This window comes from Absicoccus sp., assembly GCF_034090965.1.
Classification (GTDB): domain Bacteria; phylum Bacillota_I; class Bacilli_A; order Erysipelotrichales; family Erysipelotrichaceae; genus Absicoccus; species Absicoccus intestinalis.
This window is the reverse complement of record NZ_JAXDRQ010000016.1, coordinates 11,876-32,517: the sequence shown is the minus strand read 5'-3', so window position 1 is coordinate 32,517 and position 20,642 is coordinate 11,876. Positions and strand designations below refer to the sequence as shown.

The window sequence follows — 20,642 nt, the reverse complement described above, 5'->3', positions numbered from 1 at the left end:
ATCTAGAAATAAGGAGGAATTCCGATGACAGAAACATTTCCTTTAGTTTGTACACGTGGGGTTGTTGTTTTTCCGGATCAAGATATTGTGATTGATGTAGGGCGTGAACCATCCCTACAAGCTGTTGATAATGCCCAAAATAATTTCGAAAACCACATCGTATTGGTTTCGCAAAAAGACATAACAACGGATGAACCAGGTTTAGATGATATTTATCATGTGGGAACCCTTTGTGAAGTTCGCCATGTTCGTCGTTTTGAAAATTTTATTCGTGTCAAGTTTAGAGGATTGAAACGCGTTCGCTTGAATGAATGGATCCAAGGCGATACCAGCGATATGGCTGTGGTAGAAGAATTGGTGACCTATCGTCAAGATGAAACTGAAGAGCAAGCTTTGATGCGTATGATCGTAGATGCCTATGATCATTTTACGGGTGCGGATAAATTCATGTCCAAGGATATGATGATCGAGCTGTCCAAAGGCGTAGGTCCAGAAGGATTGAGCGATAAAGCCGTAACGGCCTTACCTATTTCTTTGGATCGTAAACAAGCCTATCTAGAAACATTAGGCGCCAATGATCGTTTAGAGATGTTGTTGGCCGATATTGAAAAAGAAAAGAAGATGGGCGAAGTTGAGAAAAAGATCAATGATACGGTCAAACAACGAATTGATCAAGGACAAAAAGATTATTACTTACGTGAAAAGTTGAATGCCATCAAAGAAGAATTAGGCGATGTCGTTGAACAAGATAAGGATGCGGAACAAATTCGTAAACGTCTCGAAGAAAATCCCTATCCTGAAAATATCAAAAAGAAAGTCAAAGAAGAATTGTCTCGTTATGAGATCTTACCGATGGCCAGTGGTGAAACCGGCGTTATCAAGACCTATGTGGATTGGTTGATGGATCTGCCTTGGTGGCAAGAAACCCAAGACAATCAAGATCTCAATCAAGCCCAGGCTACGCTTGATGCCGATCACTATGGCCTGGAAAAAGTCAAAGAGCGGATCTTGGAATATTTAGCAGTCAAACAAATGACCAATTCTTTGAAAGCACCAATCCTTTGTTTGGTTGGTCCTCCTGGGGTTGGTAAGACATCCTTGGCCCGCAGTGTAGCTCGTGCTTTGGATCGTAAATTTGTGAAGATTTCTTTGGGTGGTGTACGTGACGAAGCCGAAATTCGTGGGCATCGTCGTACCTATCTAGGGGCAATGCCAGGACGGATCATTCAAGGAATGAAAAAAGCCGGCGTTGTGAATCCCGTCTTCTTGATCGATGAAATTGATAAGATGGCCAGTGACTATAAGGGCGATCCTTCCTCAGCTATGTTGGAAGTATTGGATCCCGAACAAAACTCCTTCTTTTCCGATCATTACATTGAAGAACCGTATGATCTAAGCAAAGTCTTATTTATTGCGACGGCCAACTACTTAGAAAATATTCCACCGGCTTTACGAGATCGATTGGAAATCATTCAATTATCCAGTTATACCGATGTGGAAAAGATCCATATTGCTAAGGAACATTTATTGCCAAAACAATTAAAAGAAAATGGCCTACAATCCAGTCAATTAAAAATATCGGATGATTTGTTGCTGTATTTGATCCGGTATTATACCAGAGAAGCTGGTGTTCGACAGTTAGAACGAACGATCGCAACCATTTGTCGAAAGACGGTTTTAGCTATCTTAAAAGACAACAAGAAATCCATTCGCTTATCCAAGAAATTGATCCATGAATGGTTAGGCAATGAAAAAGTAGACTATGGCCATAAAGAAAAGAAAGACCAGATCGGAACGGTAACAGGTCTTGCCTACACGAGTTTTGGTGGCGATATTCTGCAAATTGAAGCCAACCGTTTTGAAGGAAAAGGCCGATTGATCTTGACCGGACAATTAGGTGATGTCATGAAGGAAAGTGCCAATATTGCGCTGGACTACATCAAAGCACATGCCAAAGAGTACAAGATCGATCCAAAATTATTTGAAACCAATGATGTGCATATCCACGTACCAGAAGGTGCCGTACCAAAAGACGGACCAAGTGCCGGTGTGACCATGACCACAGCTCTAGTTTCTTGTTTTGCCGAAATTCCAGTCAAAGCCAATCTGGCAATGACGGGTGAAGTTACCTTGCGTGGAAATGTATTGCCTATTGGCGGTTTGAAGGAAAAGTCTTTAGCTGCCTATCGTTCCGGTATCACAACGATTTTGATCCCAAAAGAAAATGTGCGTGATTTGGATGAGATCCCACAAGAAGTAAAAGATGCCGTTGATTTTATTCCGGTATCGAGCGTAAAACAAGTTTTAAAACACGCATTAGTTGCATAGTATGAAAAGCGAATTTGTAACGAGTGCGACCAATAAGGATCAATGGCCACAAACTTCATTACCCGAAGTTGTGGTGGTTGGTCGCTCCAATGTGGGCAAAAGCAGTTTTATCAATGCATTGACCCAAAGAAAAAAACTGGCTTATGTCGGAAATACACCAGGAAAAACACGATTGATCAATTTTTTTACGATTGATGAAAAATGGATGCTCGTCGATGTTCCGGGTTATGGATATGCCAAAATGAGCAAACAAATGCTTCTAAAAATGGGTACCATGATGGATGAATATTTTACCCAAAGAGAACAAATTGCAGGCGTCATTTCTTTGGTGGATGCACGACATGAGCCCACACACGATGATCTGGACATGATCGATACGTTGAAACAGCTACAAATTCCCATCGTGGTCGTGGCAACCAAGATCGATAAAGTACCAAAGACCAAACGAGTCAAGGCCATCAAAGTCATTTCCCAGAAATTACAATTGCCTATGGCAACTGTTTATCCGGTTTCAAGTGTGGAAAAAACGGGCTTTGAACTGGTTTATCGTGCAATTCAAGATTGGATTCGATGAGCTTCGGCTCATCTTTTTTTTACAAATTCCATAAAAAAGACCAAGAATGCCAATTTATTGTAAAAGAAAATAGATTTGTTATTATAAAGGTGCAAAAGATAGATACGAAGAAATATTCTTCGATATCAACCATTTGTTCATACACAGTACAACGATTCATTCAAAAAAGGAAAGAGGTAAGAATAAAAAAGTTCTGAAAAAGCTGTTTTGGATGAAGGAAGAGTATTCGAAACGTACATGCATGCGAAGAGAGATCCAATGGAAAGAAATCTTCAAAGGGCATGAATGAAGGATACGTGTACTAAATAAATCATTTGGAAGGGGATAGCGGTAGGAATAAAAAATTCTGAAAAAGCCGTTTCAAATGAGAAATGATGGAAGTACTTATTAAAGGGTGAATGCGAAGAGAAGACAAATAATACAAATCTTCAAGAATGGTCATCTTTGAAAGAGTATGGAAATCAAGTGTAATGGTCAAAGTGATAAAGGTACAAGGAAAAAATAACAAAACAAACAGATCGTACGTAGAAGGACCGAAGAACAAATGGCATAGAAAAGAGCTAATCGAAAGGGTTAGCTCTTTTTCCTTGTATAAGGCGATATGACATCCACAATTGCAAGCTCATCAATGACCAAACCACGGGTTCACACAAAATTACACCAAAATAAGCGAGGGTCGGAATGATCCATAGGGTAAATATGATCTTACCACCAAGTTCAATACCACTAGAAATCAATGGATAGATCTTATAGCCCTGTCCTTGGAGCGCATTGCGATATGTCAATAAAGGACCTAAGACCACAAAACCAGGAATATTGATCCGTAAGTATTGCGTGCCATTTTCCAAGACAATGGGATTGGTCGATCCACTCAATAGATGGATCATCGATTGGGCAAAGCCAAAAACGATACCCGTCAGTACAAGAGTATAGATCCAATCAAAATGTATACAAAAGCGAATGCCTTGTTCGATGCGCTCCCATTGTTTGGCACCACGATTTTGCGATACAAACGTCGATGTTGTAGCTCCCAATGTTCCCAAGGGCAATACCAGTAAAGCAAACCATTTTCTAGCTGCTGTATGCGCGGCAATGATGTTGGTACCCAAAGGATTGATTCCACTTTGAAGAATGATGGTTCCCACCGAAACAATGGAAAACATAAATCCCATGGCCAAGCCTTGTGTCAACAATTCGTGGATGATGATGGGATCGATCCGAAAATGTTTTCGTTCTGGTACCAACAAAGGCTCTTTTTTGTGGATGAGACCAAAACAAAGAAGCGCGGCGATGGCTTGAGAAAGTACCGTTGCATAAGCAGCCCCACGTATCCCAATATGCCATTGGGTAATAAAGAGGGTATCCAAGATCACATTCAAAATGGAAGTGATGATCAGTACGTATAAGGGGGTTAGACTATTACCAATCGATCGAAATAAACAAGCGGCTAAATTATAAAACATCGTGATGACTAAAGTCGCTGCAATGAGCTGGATATAACCATAAGCCATGGAATAAATAGACTTTGGAGTTTTTAATACATGGAGCAACCATGGCATGAAAGCACAGGAAACAATGGATAAGATCAAGGCTATGCCAAAGCCTAGAATAATACTTTCGGCAATGGCCATTTTTAAATGATTCTCATCTCTGGCTCCATAAAACCGACTAATCACAATGCCAAATCCGAGGCCCATCCCGCTACAAAACTGAACGATCAATTCAAAAATAGCAGCGGTCGATCCCAATGCCGCTAAAGGGGCATCCCCAAGAAAATGACCAATAAGCAGAGTATCTACCGTATTGTACAATTGTTGGAAAAAATTGGAAAAAAACAAAGGAATCGCAAAATATAGGATTCCTCGTTTGATGTTGCCTTGTATCAATGTTGGTTTCATTCGATGTCAATGGCCTCAACTTGTTGCAACCAAAGATCGCGACTGGCGTCGCTAGGCATACGCAGATCACCACGTGGCGATAAACAAATGGAACCAACCTTTACGCCATCTGGCATGCAGTTTCGTTTAAATTGCTGGGCAAAGAAACGTCGATAGAAAGTAAGTAATCCATTTTTGATGGTTTTTTTATCGATGGTAGGAAAAGCCTGGACACAGAGATCAAAGATCTTTTCCGGTTGTTCATGATGACGCAATAAATGATACAAAAAGAAATCATGTAGATCATACGAACCTAATACTTCTTCGGTTTTTTGAGCAATTTTACCAGAAGCATCCAAAGGTAATAGTTCTGGCGATACCGGCGTATCACAAATATCCATCAATACATCATGTAATGCATTTTGTCCTTCTTTTTGAGCTTGTAGAGCACGCGTTTCCACAATATAGCGAACCAAGGTTTTTGGCACCGATACATTGACTGCATACATGCTCATATGATCGCCATTATAAGTACACCATCCCAAAGCCAATTCACTAAGATCGCCCGTTCCAATGACGATTCCATTGTATTGGTTGGCAAGATCCATCAAAATTTGTGTTCGTTCTCGAGCTTGTGAATTTTCATACGTGATATCCATGATTTTTGGATCATGATGAATATCTCTAAAATGTTGATGGACAGCATCACCAATTGAAATGGTTTCTTTGGAGGCATGCAACAAATCAATCAATTGATCGGCATTGGTTTTGGTGCGCACGCTTGTACCAAAACCAGGCATAGAGATCGCATGGATATTTTTTGGATCGTATTGGCACAATTGGAAGGCACGTTCACATACCAACAAGGCCAAAGTAGAGTCCAATCCTCCTGAGATTCCAATAACGACATGTTCACAATGGATCTTGGATAGACGGGTAGCCAATCCCTGTGCTTGAATGTTTAAGATATTTTGGCAACGATGAATGCGTTGTTCACTATCGTTGGGTACAAAAGGATAGGCATCATAGGTTCGATGCAAGGCGATGGTATGGATGGGCTTTGACGCATAGGTGATGGTTTTTACATCGTGGACTTCATCTTCCATGCTGGTCTTAAAATGGATGCGATCATTCATGACATTTTGAATATCGATTTCACCCACAATAAAGTCCTTGGCATCTAGATAATTGCGTTCGGCTAAGACTGTCCCATTTTCACAAATCAAATCATGGCCTGAAAAGACCAGATCACTGGTTGATTCTTGGGGACCGGCACTGGCATATACATAGCCAGAATACGTTCTTGCACTTTGATCCACGACCAATTGATGACGATACACGTCTTTGGCAATTGTATCATTCGAAGCCGATAGGTTACATAAAATGTTGGCTCCAGCCAAAGCTAATTTTGAACTTACTGGAATGGTGACCCATAGATCCTCACAGAGTTCGGCACCAATACATGCCTGCGTAGTGGTATCATAGAAAACCAGACCATTCGATACAGGTACGATTTCTCCTTGCCAATTCATGGTATCGACTGGACAGTTTTTGCCACTGGTGAACCAACGCGTTTCGTAGAATTCATTATAGCTTGGAATATAGGTTTTTAATTGAAAGCCTAATACGCGATGATCAAAACAAAAGGCAGCCGCATTGTATAGTTTATTTTGAATTTGGACAGGCAAACCCACAAGTGCCGCCATTTGATCAGGCATGGCCTCTAGAAAATGAGAAAGCCCTTGTTGTGCTTGTCTCAATAAAATATCTTCATAAAAAAGATCTTGGCATGTATAGCCAGTGATGCAAAGTTCAGGAAAGACGATCAATTGCGTATCCTGGGGAACTCTTGTACAAAGATCCAACATCGCTTGGACATTTTTTTGTGGATCACCGATTGCAACCGATGGTGTGGCAGCCACGACTTTATAGTATTGATAACGTTTCATTTCTTCCTCCCATAAAAAAAGATGGATAACACGTATCCATCTTATCATATTTTACTTAATTATTGACCAATTCATGTACTTCATCGCCATATTGCGAAAGATCTGCGGTTTTCATCTCATCTTCATTGGCATATTTCTTGACCAACGCACTGGAGCGAGGAATCGCTTGTAACGTTCCGGCACCACCAACGCAGCCACCAGGACAAGCCATACCTTCAAGCAGATAGCCATTTAAACGACCTGCTTTTGCCATCATCAACATGGTCTTGCAGTTTTTCAAACCTTCGGCAGCTTGTACCTTGACTTTGATGTCTGGATGTTCTTTTTCAATCAATTCTTTGACGGAAGCCGCTACACCACCAGTGACCGCAAATTGACGACCGGCTTTGGTTCCATCCACAAATGGATCATCGACCGTAATTTGTTCAAGGTCAATTCCTTTGGCTTGGAACATACCCATGACTTCTTCAAATGTTAATACAAAATCAATATCACTACGAACCGAATGACGACTTGCTTCCAACTTTTTGGCGGCACAAGGACCAATAAAGACCACTTTGGCTTTTGGTTTACGCTTTTTGATCCAACGACCCGTTAGCACCATTGGGGTCAGGGCCATCGAGATATTTTTCGCAAATTGTGGGAATTCTTTTTTCGCCATGACCGACCAAGAAGGGCAACAACTTGTACCCATAAAGTCTAAGTTTTCTGGAACATTTTTCAAAAAATCTTCGGCTTCGTCAATCGTACAAAGATCGGCGCCAATGGCTACTTCTACTACATCGGCAAAACCTAATTCTTTCAATGCGGTCTTGACTTTATCGGGAGTCACTTTGGGACCAAATTGACCAACAAAGGCCGGAGCAATAGCCGCAATGACCTCATAGCCTTGTTTCATCGCATAGATAGTTTGGAAAATTTGTCCTTTATCAACGATTGCGCCAAATGGACAGTTCACCAAACATTGTCCACAACTGACACATTTATCATAATTGATCTCGGCTTTGCCATTTTCATCGGAACTGATGGCATTCATTCCACAGCTGGAAGCACAAGGACGCTCCATCTTGATGATTGCATGGTAAGGACAAGCCTCGGCACAACGGCCGCATTTGATACAGCCACTTTGATCAATGTGCGAACGTCCATTGACAATTGAAACCACTTTCTTTGGACATACTTCGGTACATTGATGAGAAAAACATCCTTGGCACATGTCCGTGACAATGACCTTTTTTTCTGGACAGGCATTGCAGGCAAACTTGATGATGTTCACTAGTGGTGGTTCATAATACTTTTCGGGCTGAATACCATTTTCAATACCATCACTGACAACGCCAGCTTCACTCACATCTCTTAGATCGAGTCCCATTCCTACACGTAAACGTTCACCAATGATGGCACGCTCTAGGAAGACATTTTCTTGATTTCCTGGTAAGATGTCATAGGGAACTTGTTCCATTTGTTTCGCATAGTCTTCGTTGTCGTTATAGGCCATTTCGGCAATGGCAGCAAAGACCTTTCTGCGCGTATCTGTTACTGAATTGTATACTCCTCGCATAAATTTTTCTTTCACCTCAATATTTATCTTCTGTCTGTTAACATAATAACAAACTTATGATGCTTTTAAAAGTGATTTTTTTCACAAATAATATGGTACAATCTAACTATGAAAAAAATTGTATGGGATTGGAACGGTACATTGTTTGATGATTTACATCTATGTTTTTCTTGTATCAATCGATTATTGAAAAATCATGCATTAGATCCATTGCCAAATATTGATGCCTATCGAAATGTATTTGGTTTTCCAATCGCTGATTATTATCAACGAATTGGATTTGATTTTGAGCAAACACCATTTTCAGTATTGGCTCAAGAATATATGGAGGATTATCAAGCTAAAAGTATGCATTGTTCCTTATATAGTGATGTGATGGATACGATTGAAAAAGTAGAAAAGAAAAAAACGCCACAAGTGATCTTATCGGCCAGCAAGAAAGCTTTTTTATTGGATCAAATTGAACAATTTCCTTTGGAACAACATATGGATGGGATTTATGGTATCGAAGACATCTATGCCAAGAGCAAAGTCGAATTGGCACAAGCCTATCGAAAACAGAATCCATGGGATGAATTGTGGTTTGTCGGCGATTCGGTCCATGATTATGAAGTGGCTCAGGCAATCGATGCCCATTGTGTATTGGTGGCGAGTGGCCATCAAGCCAAGTCGACCTTAGAGAAGATGCCCACACCGGTTGTAAATCAATTATCAGATAGTTTGGAGTATATCTATGAAAGAGATTGAAGTATCCGAAAATGATGCAGGACAACGATTGGACAAATTTTTATTGAAGACCTTTCCAGATCTATCGAAATCCATGATGTATAAGGGAATTCGTAAAAAGAAGATCAAAGTCAATCGAAAACGATGCACCTATGATCAGAAGTTACAGATCCATGATCATATCTTATTATTTTTGCCACCGGATGTATTGAAAGAAAAGGAAAGAGAAGTGCCAACGGCATCCACCCAATTGGATATCGTATTCGAAGATAAGAATCTTTTGATCATCAATAAACCGGCAGGATTGTTGAGTCAATCGGATCAAAAAGAACAACAAGATTGTGTGGTTTCCCGACTTCAAGCCTATCTCTACCAAAAGGGAGAATATACGATGGCGGATCACAGTTTTGCGCCGACGATCTGTCATCGTTTGGATCGCAATACGGCTGGCTTGATCATTGCGGCTAAAAACGCGAATACCTTACGGATCATCAATCAAGCCATTGCGGATCGATCCATCAAAAAACAATATCGCGCCTTGATCAGTGGTACTTTTTTATTGGATTCCTTTCAAATGCATGGCTATATCAAAAAAGAAGGAACCAAAGCCATCGTAAAAGACAACCCCACACCCGGATTTGTAGAAGCCTATATGGATGTGAAAACCCTAGCTAAAAAGAATGATGCGACATGGTGTGATATCCAGTTGCATACGGGAAGATTTCATCAGATTCGAGCATTGATGGGGCATTATCACCATCCATTGGTGGGAGATCACAAGTATGGCTATAAAGGTTTAGAAAAACAGTATCATTTGGTTGCATATCGTTTGGATCTGAGTCATGTACCCATGCGGATTTCGCAACGTATTTTTGAAATCTAAAGAATATCTTCATTTTGGATGTCTATAGTAAACGTATGGACATCTTTTTTTATCTATATTTATTGGCCATTGCGATCAATGATTGGCAAACGATGTATTTTTCCAAATGGTGGATCTTGCCATCTCTTGTGATGATAGGCTGCTTTTTTCCGGTCGATCTTGTCTCATCCGGTATGGGGCTTGGTTTGTTTGGCGGGATCGGTTGGTTGCTGTATCGTATCCATCCCGATTGGATAGGGACAGCCGACGTTGCCTTTTTGGCTTATTTCGGTTTTCTTTTGGGCTATGAAAGAATGAGTATAGCTCTCTTCACTGGAATTGGTATAGGGCTCATTTTAGCTTACGTTCGAAATCTTAAGATGATTCCTTTTCTAACTTGTTTAAGTCTAGGATGCTGGTTGGCTTGGCAGCATGGATATGGACTCTTTTACGCCATGCTTGGTCGAATCTGGATTCGATAGGTAGAGTAAGGACAAGTTCTTTTTGGGTTAGGGGATGCACAAATTCCATTTGATAGTTTTGCAACATCAATCCTTGATCATCTTCTATTTGACCATAGAGTGGATCATTGATGATGGGATGGGATAGATGTGCACAATGTAGTCGAATTTGATGTTTTCGTCCCGTCAACAAGTTGACATGTAAAAAAGAAACGGTAGGCGTAGCCTGGATCCGTTGAAATTGGGTGTGTGCTGGTTTTCCATGTGGATGGATGATCATGGCATTCTCATGTCGATGGCGTCCTATCGAGAAATTCGCTTCTTTGATGTTGGCAGGAAATTTCCCTTTCACCAGACAACGATACGTTTTCTGCATTTCATGCGACCGGAAAAGATGATCCAGCATTCCTTGAAAGAAAGGATTCTTGCAGAATAAAACCAGGCCACTGGTCTCAAAATCAATACGATGACAGGCTTGGGCTTTATGTGGCCAGCCACATTGATAGAGATAGGCACTCACTTGATCTTGTAGAGATGGGTTGCCATTTCCATCGTCATGCACCAATAAAAAAGGGGGTTTATTGACAACGAGCAAGATCTCATCTTCATAGATGATGGATATTGGATCGGAACTTGAAACGATGATCGAATCTTCCCATGGAAAGTAGATCGTGATCAATTGATGGGCTTTGTATTGCGCCGGGATCGAATATTGTGCTGCTTTTCTTTTGGACAGATGAAAAGCTTGGATAAAGTCTTGTTTCGTTCCATCTTGTTGGGGCATGATTTGCATTTGATACGCATCCAAATAGAGGAAAATAAAGTGATTCATAGATTCAGTATAGCACGGATACGTGTTATAATTGGAATAGAAAAGGAGTGATTTATATGCGTATTTTTAAATGTGATAAGTGTGGAAATGTGTATGAAATGATTGAACAAAAAAGTGGTTGTACACCTGTTTGTTGCGGTAGCCCAACACGGGAATTAAAAGCGGGCGAAGTGGATGCGGCCATGGAAAAACATGTACCTGTCTTAAGCCAGGAAAACGATACATTGATCGTCAAGGTAGGTAGTGTTCCTCATCCAATGCAGGATGTTCATTATATCATGAATATCTGGGCAGAATTTGAAGATGGTAGCATGGATAGGATCTCATTGGTGCCTGGCCAAGCACCTGAAGCCAGCATTGCTTTAAGAAATCGCAAGGGACATGTTGTGGTGTATGAATATTGTAACTTGCATGGTCTTTGGAAAGCGGAAATGGATATTGCATAGCTCTGTTTTAAACAGAGCTTTTTCATGGGAGAGTGTATGACGTTTTTTGAAGATGGTTTTAAGAAAAATGGCTTGATTTGGTTACGGTATATCTATTATGCACTGGTTGGCTGTCTGATTGGTGCCATCGTTGGTTTGGCCGAAACGATATTTTGTCTTGTATTAAATGGAATCTTTAAAATTCGCGTGGGCTTAGAGATGCCATTGCTTCTATTGATGCCTTTTGCCGGGTTATTGATCGTTTATATCTTTGTGCATTATGGCGGCAAAAGCAAAGAAGGAATGAATCTAGTCTTTAAAGTCGATCAAGGAAAATATAGTACCATCACCTATCTTTTAGTACCTTGTATGGCGATTTCGACTTGGCTGACCCATCTTGTGGGTGGCAGTGTAGGTCGAGAAGGTGTAGCCGTACAAATTGGCGCTACATTATCGTATCGCATTGGTGAAAAGTTACCGTTTTCCATTCCAAAATCCATGTTGCTGGAAACCGGAATCGCAGCGGGTTTTTCAGGCTTGTTTGGGACACCGATCGCGGCCGCTTTTTTTGGGCTTGAAGTTTTAGTATCGGGAGCGATTCGCTATGAAGGACTTTGTTCTGCCTTGACTGGATCCTTTATGGCTGCATATATCTCTGGTTTGTTTGGGATCCATGCCACCCAATTTGTCTTGCCACATGTGTCGATCACTTTTTTCTTGATGTTGCGGGTGATCGTATTGGGCATCGTATGTGCTTTCATTGGTATGTTTTTTTCAAAAAGCTTGCAATTTATGCGTAATAATTTAGCAAAGCTTTGGCCAAATCCATATCAAAGAATCTTTATCATGGGCATCCTGTGTGCGGTATTATTAGCGACTTTGTATCATGGTCGATATTGTGGTTTGGGTGTGAATTTGATCCAAGCGGCCATGACTGGGAAAACAATTTATCCGTGGGACTGGATCTTAAAATTGGTCATGACCGTTTTGGTTTTGGCAAGTGGTTTTCAAGGTGGTGAAGTCATGCCATTATTTACGATTGGTACGTGTTTAGGCTATTGGATTGGTACGCTTTTAGGGATTCCTCCTATGTTTGCAGCCGCTTTGGGATATGCCGCTTTATTTGCCGCGGGAACCAATACCTTGTTGGCACCCATTGCGATTGGTATGGAAATCTTTGGTACGCAGTATTTTATGCCTTTTTTTATTGTCTGTGCCATCGCCTTCTTATTGAATAAAAATCATTCCATCTATGTTTTGCAAAGAAATTTACGAATTTAGTATGTAAACTCTTACAATTTAACTTAATTTATATACATCGATTCATTTTGTGTTATAATTTTTTTAGTAAATACTTAGTATTAGGAGGATGAGTATGGAAAAGAATAATATGCTCGCCATGATTTTAGCGGGCGGGCGCGGAACGCGTTTAAAAGATTTGACGGCTAAAAACGCGAAACCGGCCGTACATTTCGGTGGAAAATATCGTATCATCGATTTCCCATTGAGCAACTGTGCCAATGCAGGTATTGATATCGTGGGTGTGTTGACCCAGTATGAACCCGTTGAATTGAATGCCTATGCCGGTGCAGGACAACGTTGGGGCTTGGATACGCGAGGCAGCGGTGTCTATGTATTACCACCAAGTGAGAAAGATGGAACCAAATTTGATGTCTATCAAGGAACGGCGGATGCCATTACTCAAAATATCGATTTTATCGATCGTTTTGATCCTGAATATGTTTTAGTTTTATCGGGTGACCACATCTATAAGATGGATTATGCGAAAATGCTTGCATATCATAAAGAACATGATGCCGATGCGACCATTGCGGTATTACCTGTTTCTTGGGATGAGGCCAGTCGTTTTGGTATTATGAATACCGATGAGGATGGAAACATTGTTGAATTCGAAGAAAAACCTGCTCAGCCAAAGAGCAACTTGGCAAGTATGGGTATTTATATCTTCAATTGGAAATTATTGCGTAAAGAATTGATTGCCGATATGAAAGTGGAAGGATCAAGCCATGATTTTGGAAAAGATATCATTCCATCGTATTTAAATCAAGGAAAAAAATTAGTGGCTTGGCGTTTTGAAGGGTATTGGAAAGATGTTGGAACCATTGATTCCTTATGGGAAGCCAACATGGATCTATTAAATAAGAGCAGTGAATTGAATTTAGATGATCCAACTTGGAAAATTTATACGGAAGACATTCCGGCTTTGCCAGAATATATCGGACCAAATGGAAAAGTAGAACATTCTTATGTCAATCAAGGAGCCATTATTTTAGGCCATGCGAAAGAATCCGTCATCTCCAATGGTGTCACGATTGAAGAAGGGGCTATCGTCGAACAATCGGTATTATTACCAGGTGTTACTGTAGGTGCAGGTGCAAAAGTTTATAAGGCTTTGGTCGCAGATAACATCAAGATCGATGCCGATACAAAAGTTGGTTCTTTATCAAGTAAAGAAGTCACTTTAGTGGCAAAACATGTGAAGAAAGGTGGATAATCATGGCAAAAGCATTAGGTATCATCGCTTATAATGACTCCAGCGTATATGTAGAAGGAATGCAATCGTATCGTCCTATGGCAGCCTTCAATTTTATGGGACGTTTCCGTATGGTCGATTTTCCCATGTCAAATATGACAAATAGCGGAATGGATAATATCCAAATTTATATCAATGGAAATCCAAAACCATTGTTCAAGCATATTGGTCGAGGCCGTCAATATAATATCAATGCGAAACATGGAAATTTGGAATTGGTGCCATTATATAAAGAAAATATAACGGGTCGAATCACACCTGATGTGGATACGTATTATGATAATTTACATAGTATTCAAACATCCAATTGTGAATATGTGATCATTGCCCCAACAAATATCATTTATCAAGCGGATTATGCAGAGCTTTTAGATCAACATATCGAAAGTGGTGCGGATATTTCGATTTTGTATCAAAATATCGATACGGCCAAAGAAGAATATATTGGTTGTGCAACGGTTCAATTGAATCGTCAAAAAGGAATCGAATCTTTAGGATATAATATCGGTAAATATAAAAATCGTAGTTTATCGTTGGAAACCTATATCATGTCAAAAGAGATTTTTGTGAATGCCATCCTCGAAGCAAGAAAAACATCAGCCTTATATTGGTTACGTGATATTGTCAACGATTTATGCAGTGAATTGGATATTCGTGGTATTCCATATCGCAAGAAGATCTACTATGTATATGATCTAAAATCCTATTATGCGGCAAATATGGCAACCTTAGAACCTGAAAATATGAAACAATTACAAAATTGGTCTGTGTATACACGTTCGTATGATTCAAGTCCTGCCATCTATCCAAATGGCGGTAATGCAACCAATTCTTATGTTTCCAATAGTTCCAAGATTTCGGGTACAGTTGTTAATTCGATCATTGGACGGGGAGCAGTGATTGGTAAAGATTCTGTGATCGAAAATTGCTTGATCATGCCAGAAGCAACGGTTGCTGCCAATGCCCACTTAAAAAATGTCATTGTTGATAAATATGCAAATATCATTCACAAAAAGGAATTAGAAGGTGAATCGGACAAACCTCTATATATTGGTAGAAGGGAGACTGTATAATGGCTTCAATCTTAATGGTTGCCAGTGAAGCATTGCCTTTTATCAAGACAGGTGGACTGGCAGATGTGGTTGGTTCCTTGCCACAAGCATTATCGCAAAAAGGACATGAAGTAAAAGTAGTCATTCCACTTTATCGTAAGATCTGGGAAAAATATCAAAGTGAATTATATTTTGATTGTGAATATTCAGTATCAATCAATTATCATGAAGTGCCCGTACGTTTATATTCCAAGATGGAAGGTGATGTATGTTACTTCTTTATTCAGCATCAAGGATACTTTGAACGAGATACTTTATATGGCTATGATGACGATGGCGAGCGTTTTGCGTATTTCCAAAAAGCTGTCATTGAAATGCTGAATCAATTGAATTATTGGCCAAATATCATTCATTGTCATGATTGGCAAACCGGTATGATTCCTTGTATGGTCAAAGAAACCCATGATTCGGACCCTCGATACAATGCGATTCGTTTCGTATATACGATCCATAACTTATTGTTCCAAGGAAATTTTGGACCAGAAATGTTAGATTCTTGTTTGGGATTGCCTTATTATTTAATGGAAAATGGAAATGTGAAATTTGATGGTGGCATTTCTTTCATGAAATCAGGTATTTTATATGCCGATAAAGTGACGACCGTATCTCCAACGTATTCACAAGAAATATTGACGCCACAATATGGTGAACATTTGGAAGCTGTCCTCAATATGCGTAAGTACGATTTATGGGGCATTGTCAATGGCATTGACACCAAATCTTGGGATCCCAAAACGGATCCAATGATCGAATATCATTATGATAAGATCAATGTGCGGGTCCAAAAGCTCAAAAATAAATTGGCTTTACAGAAGGAATTGGGATTGAATCAAGATGAAGATGTTTTGTTGGTTGGCTGTGTAAGTCGCTTGACTTGGCAAAAAGGTTTTTATCTATTGATGGAGCAATTAGATGCTTTATGTGCAGCTCCTATTCAACTGGTCATCCTTGGTACAGGTGAAGCTCCGATCGAAAACAAATTCCGTGATTTGGAAAATGGCAATAAAGGTAAGATCGTATTCTATAATGGCTATAATGAAGAAGTGGCCCATCGCATCTATGCTGCCAGTGATTTGTTCTTGATGCCAAGTTTGTTTGAACCATGTGGCATTTCACAATTAATTTCGCTTCGTTATGGAACTCTACCTTTGGTGCGTGAAACAGGTGGATTAAAAGATACAGTCGATGCATACAATGAATATGAGAAGAGCGGAAATGGATTTAGCTTTGAAAAGTATGATTCCAACGATTTGATCAATGTTTTATATTACGCATGCGATGTATACTACAATCGTAAAGACGATTGGCAAATGCTGCAAACCAATGCGATGAATACCGATGTATCGTGGGAGAATAGTGCCAACACGTATTCATTGCTGTACAATGAACTGATGAATCAATAAGCTTTTTTGCGATAGCTATATCGCTTACATATCCCTGTGAAAATAAGAAATATGTATTGTTTTCTCAGCTAAAATGGATTAATATATTTGTAGTTATTGAAGTAGGAGGAATATCATAATGAAACAAATTACTGTAACTGTAGTAGATCCAGTAGGACTTCATGCACGTCCTGCAACGGTAGCTGTTAATGCAGCTTCTAAATTCAAAAGTGAAATTAACGTTGCTTTCAAAGGACGCGAAGTAAACATGAAATCAATCATGGGTGTTATGTCTTTAGGAATCCCTACACAGTCAGAAATTACAATTAGCTGCAATGGTGAAGATGAAGATGCTGCTATTGCTTCTATCGAAGAAGTATTGCGTGCACAAAAAATCATCGACTAATTGATGCAAATAAAAAGGCCACGAAAGTGGTCTTTTTTTATAAATGAAAACGATTTCATATGTTATAATATACTTAAATATGGAGGGAAGTATATGTCTTTAGTTGAAGAAAGATATGAAAAATGGGTGCATCATCCCAATTTGGATCCTCGCTACAAAGATGTCTTAGAAAACATGAGCGAAGAAGAAAAAAATGATGCGTTTTACACAACGATTGAGTTTGGTACAGCGGGTATGCGAGGTTTATTAGGTCCTGGAACCAATCGTATTAATATTCATACCATTCGTAAAGCAACACAAGGTTACGCAAATTATATCAAAAAGAATGGCGAAGAAGCTTGTAAAGCAGGCGTTGCGATTGGTTATGATAATCGACATATGTCTCGTGAATTAGCTTTTGATTGTGCCGACCTCTTAGCGAAAAATAATATTGCTTCATTTGTTTATGATTCTTTGCGTCCAACTCCTATGTTGAGCTTTGCGGTTCGATACAATCATTGTTTCGGTGGGATCATGATCACGGCCAGTCATAATCCGAAAGAATATAATGGCTATAAATTGTATGATGATAAAGGCTGTCAATTGATTCCTGCTTTGGCCGATGCAGTCATCAAAGAAGTGAATGCCATCGAGGATGAATTAGCAATCGATGCCAATTGTACTGAAGAACAAAAGAAATTGATCACTGTTATGGGTGATGATGTAGATCAAGATTACTACAAGCATGTATTAAGCATTCAATTGAATCCAGACGTAAAAAAAGACATCAAGATCGTCTTTTCACCAGAACATGGTACAGCCAATATTCCTGTACGTGACATTTTTAAAATGACTGGCTACACTTGCATTCCGGTAGAAGAACAATGTACACCAGATCCGGACTTCTCTTGTACGCCAACACCAAATCCAGAACAACCTGGTGCGTATGAATTGGCATTGAAATATGCGAAAGAAAATGATGCTGATTTGATCTTGGTTTGTGATCCCGATGCAGACCGTATGGGTGTCGGTGTGAAACACAATGGGGAATATGTTGTCATGACAGGAAATCAATCGGGTTCGGTTGAAATCGAATATATTTGTTCTCAATTGCGTGCGCAACATAAAATGCCTGAACATCCGGTTATGTTTAATACGGTCGTAACGAGTGACTTGGGTGAAAAAGTAGCTGCAGATTATGGTGTTGAAACCGAAAAAACATTGACGGGATTTAAGTTCATCGGTGAAAAAGTAGCCAAATATGAAATAACGCATGAAAAGAATTATGTATTTGGCTATGAAGAGTCGTATGGATCTTTGGTAAAACCATTTGTTCGTGATAAAGATGCCCCACAAGCTTTATTGATTTTGGCAGAAGCTTGTGCATTCTACAAACAACAAGGAAAAGATCTAGTGGATGTGTTGGAAGAATTGTATCAACGTCATGGTACGTATGAAGAATCACAAGTTGCCTTGACTTTATCGGGTGAAGAAGGTGCAAAACGAATCCAAAAGATCTTATCGGATCTTCGTGCCGAAGCACCAAAAGAAATTGCGGGTGTCAAAGTTGTGAAAAGCGAAGACTTCCAGACGCAAACGATCCATGAAAATGGCGAAGTACGACCATTGGAAGGATTCACCAAGTCGAATGTATTAAAATACTTCCTAGAAGATGGCAGTTGGGTAGCGGTACGACCAAGTGGTACTGAACCAAAATGCAAATTCTACTATTGTATCCGCGGTACAGATAAAGCCGATGCACATAAGAAAACCGAATTGGCACAAAAAGCCATGTCGGAACTAACGGGTGCATAAAGACATAAAAAAACAGGAATCGTCATGGATTCCTGTTTTTTTCGTTCATTCCTTTTGATAATCAATATCTTTTAAGAATTGTTCAATGCGTACGCAAGCTTCTTTGATGTGATTCAAACTATAGGCATAAGAAATACGGATGAAACCTTCACCATGTGGACCAAAGGCATTGCCGGGTACACATGCTACGTGTTCTTTTTCTAGTAGTTGACTACAGAAAGTTTCACTATTCAGACCTGTCTTTCGAATATCGGCAAATACATAAAATGTACCATGCGGCATATTGGTATGTAGACCCATCGCATTGAGGCGATTTACCAATAGGTTCCGACGATGGTTGTATTCTTCTCGCATCATCACGACATCGGGATAGCCATTCTTCAAAGCTTCAATAGCAGCATATTGACTCGCAACAGAAGCCGACATGATGACATATTGATGAATTTTTGTGATGGCTTTCGATAAAGGGGCATTGGCAAGAATATAGCCAAGTCGCCAGCCTGTCATCGCAAAGGCTTTCGAGAAACCATTAATGACAATGATCTGATCACGGACTTCATCAAATTGGGATAGAGAAGCAAACTCTTGATCAAAACTCAATTCAGCATAGATCTCATCACTTACCACAAAGATACCGGATTCTTTTAAAATAGGTACTAATTTGGCATAGTCCTCATGTGTCATGACCCCTCCGGTCGGATTGGATGGGTAATTGATGATCATGGCTTTGGTTTTTGGACTGATGGCTGCTTTCAGATCTTCTGGTTTCAATTTAAACTCATTTTCTTTGGTCAGAACAATGGGGACACAAACTCCACCGGCTAAAGCAACGGCCGGTTCATAAGCTACATAATTGGGATCCATAACAATGACTTCATCACCTGGATTTAATAGAGCGCGCATGGAAATATCAATGGCTTCACTTCCGCCAACGGTGACGACGATCTCGGTTTGTGGATCGTAGGATTGTTGATAGTGTTCTTTGTGGAATGTAGCAATTTCTTGTCGCAATTCCAATAAACCTCGATTGGCGGTATAGTGTGTCTTGCCATCGGCCATCGAGGCCATGGCGGCCTGGCAAATGTGCCATGGTGTGGAAAAATCGGGTTCACCCACACCAAGGGAGATTACATCATCCATGGTGCTTGCTAAGTCGAAGAACTTGCGGATGCCACTGGGTTTCATTTTTTCAACAACAGTAGAAATGGATTTCATTATGGTGTCACGACCAATCTATCGGTATCATCTTCTTTGATGGATTCCATCAATACACCGGATTCTTTATATTGTTTCAGAACAAATAAGGTTTTTGTTGAGATCACACCATCGACACATGCAATGGAATCGGAAACAAAGCGGGCTACCTCAAACATGGTCTTGCCCTCAACCAAGCATAAAAAGTCACAATCACCACTCAATAAATACATGGTGGTCACTTCCGGATAGTTCGCAATGACCATGGCTGTTTGGTCATAGCCACGATTGCGTTGAGGAGAACAAGAAACTTCGATATAGGCCATTACTTTTTCATTTCGTTGGGCGCGGTTGTAGTTGATTACGGTATGATAACCACATATGATCTTTTTATCTTCTAATTCTTTGATCTGATGGGAGACATCTTCTACATTTTCATTTAAGATATCCGCAAGATCTTGTGGACGTAAACGAGCGTCTTTTTCTAACAAGTCTAATAATTGATTTTGATTCATAAAAACCTCCTTGGAGACATTCTATCATGAATTGAAAAAAGGGGATAGATATAACGATAATGAAAGCGGTTATATACGTTGTGAAACGAT

At 39.9% G+C, this 20,642-nt stretch carries 18 protein-coding genes; 12 read left to right on the top strand and 6 right to left on the bottom strand.

Translation table 11 applies throughout. The features are described 5' to 3' along the window. Positions 1–24 precede the first annotated feature (24 nt). Both lon and yihA read left to right on the top strand, forming a co-directional pair. Positions 25–2,328 carry an endopeptidase La gene (gene lon, locus SOS22_RS02670; RefSeq protein ID WP_320326546.1) on the top strand — a complete coding sequence of 768 codons (2,304 nt, stop codon included), beginning with the start codon at positions 25–27 and terminating at the stop codon, positions 2,326–2,328. A 1-nt stretch (position 2,329) separates the two neighbouring features. Next, entirely contained in the window at positions 2,330–2,902 is a 573-nt protein-coding gene (yihA, locus tag SOS22_RS02665; protein ID WP_320326547.1) for a ribosome biogenesis GTP-binding protein YihA/YsxC, read from the top strand. 560 nt (positions 2,903–3,462) lie between these two features. Here yihA and SOS22_RS02660 read toward each other — a convergent pair. The 3 genes from SOS22_RS02660 to SOS22_RS02650 are packed head-to-tail and all read right to left on the bottom strand — an operon-like array spanning position 3,463 to position 8,289. After that, entirely contained in the window at positions 3,463–4,800 is a 1,338-nt protein-coding gene (locus SOS22_RS02660) for an MATE family efflux transporter (RefSeq protein ID WP_320596250.1), read from the bottom strand. Further along, positions 4,797–6,728: an NAD(+) synthase gene (locus SOS22_RS02655; RefSeq protein ID WP_320596249.1), complete on the bottom strand. Its 1,932-nt coding sequence runs from the start codon at positions 6,726–6,728 to the stop codon at positions 4,797–4,799. The genes SOS22_RS02660 and SOS22_RS02655 overlap by 4 nt, the downstream gene beginning before the upstream one ends. Positions 6,729–6,783: 55 nt before the next feature. Continuing rightward, the gene (locus SOS22_RS02650) at positions 6,784–8,289 is read right to left on the bottom strand and encodes a 4Fe-4S dicluster domain-containing protein (protein ID WP_320326550.1); all 1,506 of its coding nucleotides are present in this window, start codon (positions 8,287–8,289) and stop codon (positions 6,784–6,786) included. Between the two features lie 108 nt (positions 8,290–8,397). Here SOS22_RS02650 and SOS22_RS02645 point away from each other — a divergent pair, with 108 nt between their 5' ends. The 3 genes from SOS22_RS02645 to SOS22_RS10875 are packed head-to-tail and all read left to right on the top strand — an operon-like array spanning position 8,398 to position 10,359. After that, positions 8,398–9,036, top strand: a complete 639-nt coding sequence (locus tag SOS22_RS02645; protein WP_320326551.1) for an HAD family hydrolase — start codon at positions 8,398–8,400, stop codon at positions 9,034–9,036. Beyond that, on the top strand, positions 9,023–9,898 hold the full coding sequence (locus SOS22_RS02640; protein WP_320596248.1) for an RluA family pseudouridine synthase: 876 nt from the start codon (positions 9,023–9,025) through the stop codon (positions 9,896–9,898). Before SOS22_RS02645 ends, SOS22_RS02640 begins: the two co-directional genes overlap by 14 nt. A 35-nt stretch (positions 9,899–9,933) precedes the next feature. Further along, the gene (locus SOS22_RS10875; protein WP_370659487.1) at positions 9,934–10,359 is read left to right on the top strand and encodes a prepilin peptidase; all 426 of its coding nucleotides are present in this window, start codon (positions 9,934–9,936) and stop codon (positions 10,357–10,359) included. On the opposite strand, the gene SOS22_RS02635 is transcribed toward SOS22_RS10875, so the two are convergent. After that, positions 10,253–11,170 (bottom strand): RluA family pseudouridine synthase, encoded by a 918-nt coding sequence (locus SOS22_RS02635; RefSeq protein ID WP_320596247.1) that lies wholly within the window; start codon positions 11,168–11,170, stop codon positions 10,253–10,255. The genes SOS22_RS10875 and SOS22_RS02635 overlap by 107 nt on opposite strands. A 56-nt stretch (positions 11,171–11,226) precedes the next feature. Between SOS22_RS02635 and SOS22_RS02630 the strand changes: the two genes are divergently transcribed. The 7 genes from SOS22_RS02630 (at position 11,227) to SOS22_RS02600 (ending at position 18,843) form a co-directional block, all read left to right on the top strand. Then, positions 11,227–11,616, top strand: coding sequence for a desulfoferrodoxin family protein (locus tag SOS22_RS02630; RefSeq protein WP_320326554.1), 390 nt, complete (start codon positions 11,227–11,229; stop codon positions 11,614–11,616). 36 nt (positions 11,617–11,652) lie between these two features. Further along, on the top strand, positions 11,653–12,876 hold the full coding sequence (locus SOS22_RS02625) for a chloride channel protein (RefSeq protein ID WP_320326555.1): 1,224 nt from the start codon (positions 11,653–11,655) through the stop codon (positions 12,874–12,876). 94 nt (positions 12,877–12,970) lie between these two features. Then, the gene (locus SOS22_RS02620) at positions 12,971–14,110 is read left to right on the top strand and encodes a glucose-1-phosphate adenylyltransferase (protein WP_320596246.1); all 1,140 of its coding nucleotides are present in this window, start codon (positions 12,971–12,973) and stop codon (positions 14,108–14,110) included. A gap of 2 nt (positions 14,111–14,112) precedes the next feature. Continuing rightward, the gene (glgD, locus tag SOS22_RS02615; protein ID WP_320596245.1) at positions 14,113–15,222 is read left to right on the top strand and encodes a glucose-1-phosphate adenylyltransferase subunit GlgD; all 1,110 of its coding nucleotides are present in this window, start codon (positions 14,113–14,115) and stop codon (positions 15,220–15,222) included. Further along, positions 15,222–16,664 (top strand): glycogen synthase GlgA, encoded by a 1,443-nt coding sequence (glgA, locus tag SOS22_RS02610; RefSeq protein ID WP_320326558.1) that lies wholly within the window; start codon positions 15,222–15,224, stop codon positions 16,662–16,664. Before glgD ends, glgA begins: the two co-directional genes overlap by 1 nt. Positions 16,665–16,782: 118 nt before the next feature. Continuing rightward, on the top strand, positions 16,783–17,049 hold the full coding sequence (locus SOS22_RS02605) for a phosphocarrier protein HPr (protein WP_022092731.1): 267 nt from the start codon (positions 16,783–16,785) through the stop codon (positions 17,047–17,049). A gap of 93 nt (positions 17,050–17,142) precedes the next feature. Beyond that, entirely contained in the window at positions 17,143–18,843 is a 1,701-nt protein-coding gene (locus SOS22_RS02600) for a phospho-sugar mutase (protein WP_320596244.1), read from the top strand. Between the two features lie 45 nt (positions 18,844–18,888). On the opposite strand, the gene SOS22_RS02595 is transcribed toward SOS22_RS02600, so the two are convergent. Further along, the gene (locus tag SOS22_RS02595) at positions 18,889–20,058 is read right to left on the bottom strand and encodes a pyridoxal phosphate-dependent aminotransferase (RefSeq protein ID WP_320325735.1); all 1,170 of its coding nucleotides are present in this window, start codon (positions 20,056–20,058) and stop codon (positions 18,889–18,891) included. Next, the gene (locus SOS22_RS02590; RefSeq protein ID WP_320325734.1) at positions 20,058–20,552 is read right to left on the bottom strand and encodes an Lrp/AsnC family transcriptional regulator; all 495 of its coding nucleotides are present in this window, start codon (positions 20,550–20,552) and stop codon (positions 20,058–20,060) included. Before SOS22_RS02590 ends, SOS22_RS02595 begins: the two co-directional genes overlap by 1 nt. Between the last annotated feature and the right edge of the window lie 90 nt (positions 20,553–20,642).

Coding starts and splice junctions, on each gene's coding strand:
- SOS22_RS02640 (WP_320596248.1), top strand. CDS start 9,023: ATGAAAGAGATTGAAGTATCCGAAAATGATGCAGGACAACGATTGGAC.
- SOS22_RS02590 (WP_320325734.1), bottom strand. CDS start 20,552: ATGAATCAAAATCAATTATTAGACTTGTTAGAAAAAGACGCTCGTTTA.
- SOS22_RS02625 (WP_320326555.1), top strand. CDS start 11,653: ATGACGTTTTTTGAAGATGGTTTTAAGAAAAATGGCTTGATTTGGTTA.
- SOS22_RS02605 (WP_022092731.1), top strand. CDS start 16,783: ATGAAACAAATTACTGTAACTGTAGTAGATCCAGTAGGACTTCATGCA.
- glgA (WP_320326558.1), top strand. CDS start 15,222: ATGGCTTCAATCTTAATGGTTGCCAGTGAAGCATTGCCTTTTATCAAG.
- SOS22_RS02645 (WP_320326551.1), top strand. CDS start 8,398: ATGAAAAAAATTGTATGGGATTGGAACGGTACATTGTTTGATGATTTA.
- yihA (WP_320326547.1), top strand. CDS start 2,330: ATGAAAAGCGAATTTGTAACGAGTGCGACCAATAAGGATCAATGGCCA.
- SOS22_RS02595 (WP_320325735.1), bottom strand. CDS start 20,058: ATGAAATCCATTTCTACTGTTGTTGAAAAAATGAAACCCAGTGGCATC.
- SOS22_RS02630 (WP_320326554.1), top strand. CDS start 11,227: ATGCGTATTTTTAAATGTGATAAGTGTGGAAATGTGTATGAAATGATT.
- SOS22_RS02660 (WP_320596250.1), bottom strand. CDS start 4,800: ATGAAACCAACATTGATACAAGGCAACATCAAACGAGGAATCCTATAT.
- glgD (WP_320596245.1), top strand. CDS start 14,113: ATGGCAAAAGCATTAGGTATCATCGCTTATAATGACTCCAGCGTATAT.
- SOS22_RS02655 (WP_320596249.1), bottom strand. CDS start 6,728: ATGAAACGTTATCAATACTATAAAGTCGTGGCTGCCACACCATCGGTT.
- SOS22_RS02600 (WP_320596244.1), top strand. CDS start 17,143: ATGTCTTTAGTTGAAGAAAGATATGAAAAATGGGTGCATCATCCCAAT.
- SOS22_RS02650 (WP_320326550.1), bottom strand. CDS start 8,289: ATGCGAGGAGTATACAATTCAGTAACAGATACGCGCAGAAAGGTCTTT.
- SOS22_RS02620 (WP_320596246.1), top strand. CDS start 12,971: ATGGAAAAGAATAATATGCTCGCCATGATTTTAGCGGGCGGGCGCGGA.
- lon (WP_320326546.1), top strand. CDS start 25: ATGACAGAAACATTTCCTTTAGTTTGTACACGTGGGGTTGTTGTTTTT.
- SOS22_RS10875 (WP_370659487.1), top strand. CDS start 9,934: ATGGACATCTTTTTTTATCTATATTTATTGGCCATTGCGATCAATGAT.
- SOS22_RS02635 (WP_320596247.1), bottom strand. CDS start 11,170: ATGAATCACTTTATTTTCCTCTATTTGGATGCGTATCAAATGCAAATC.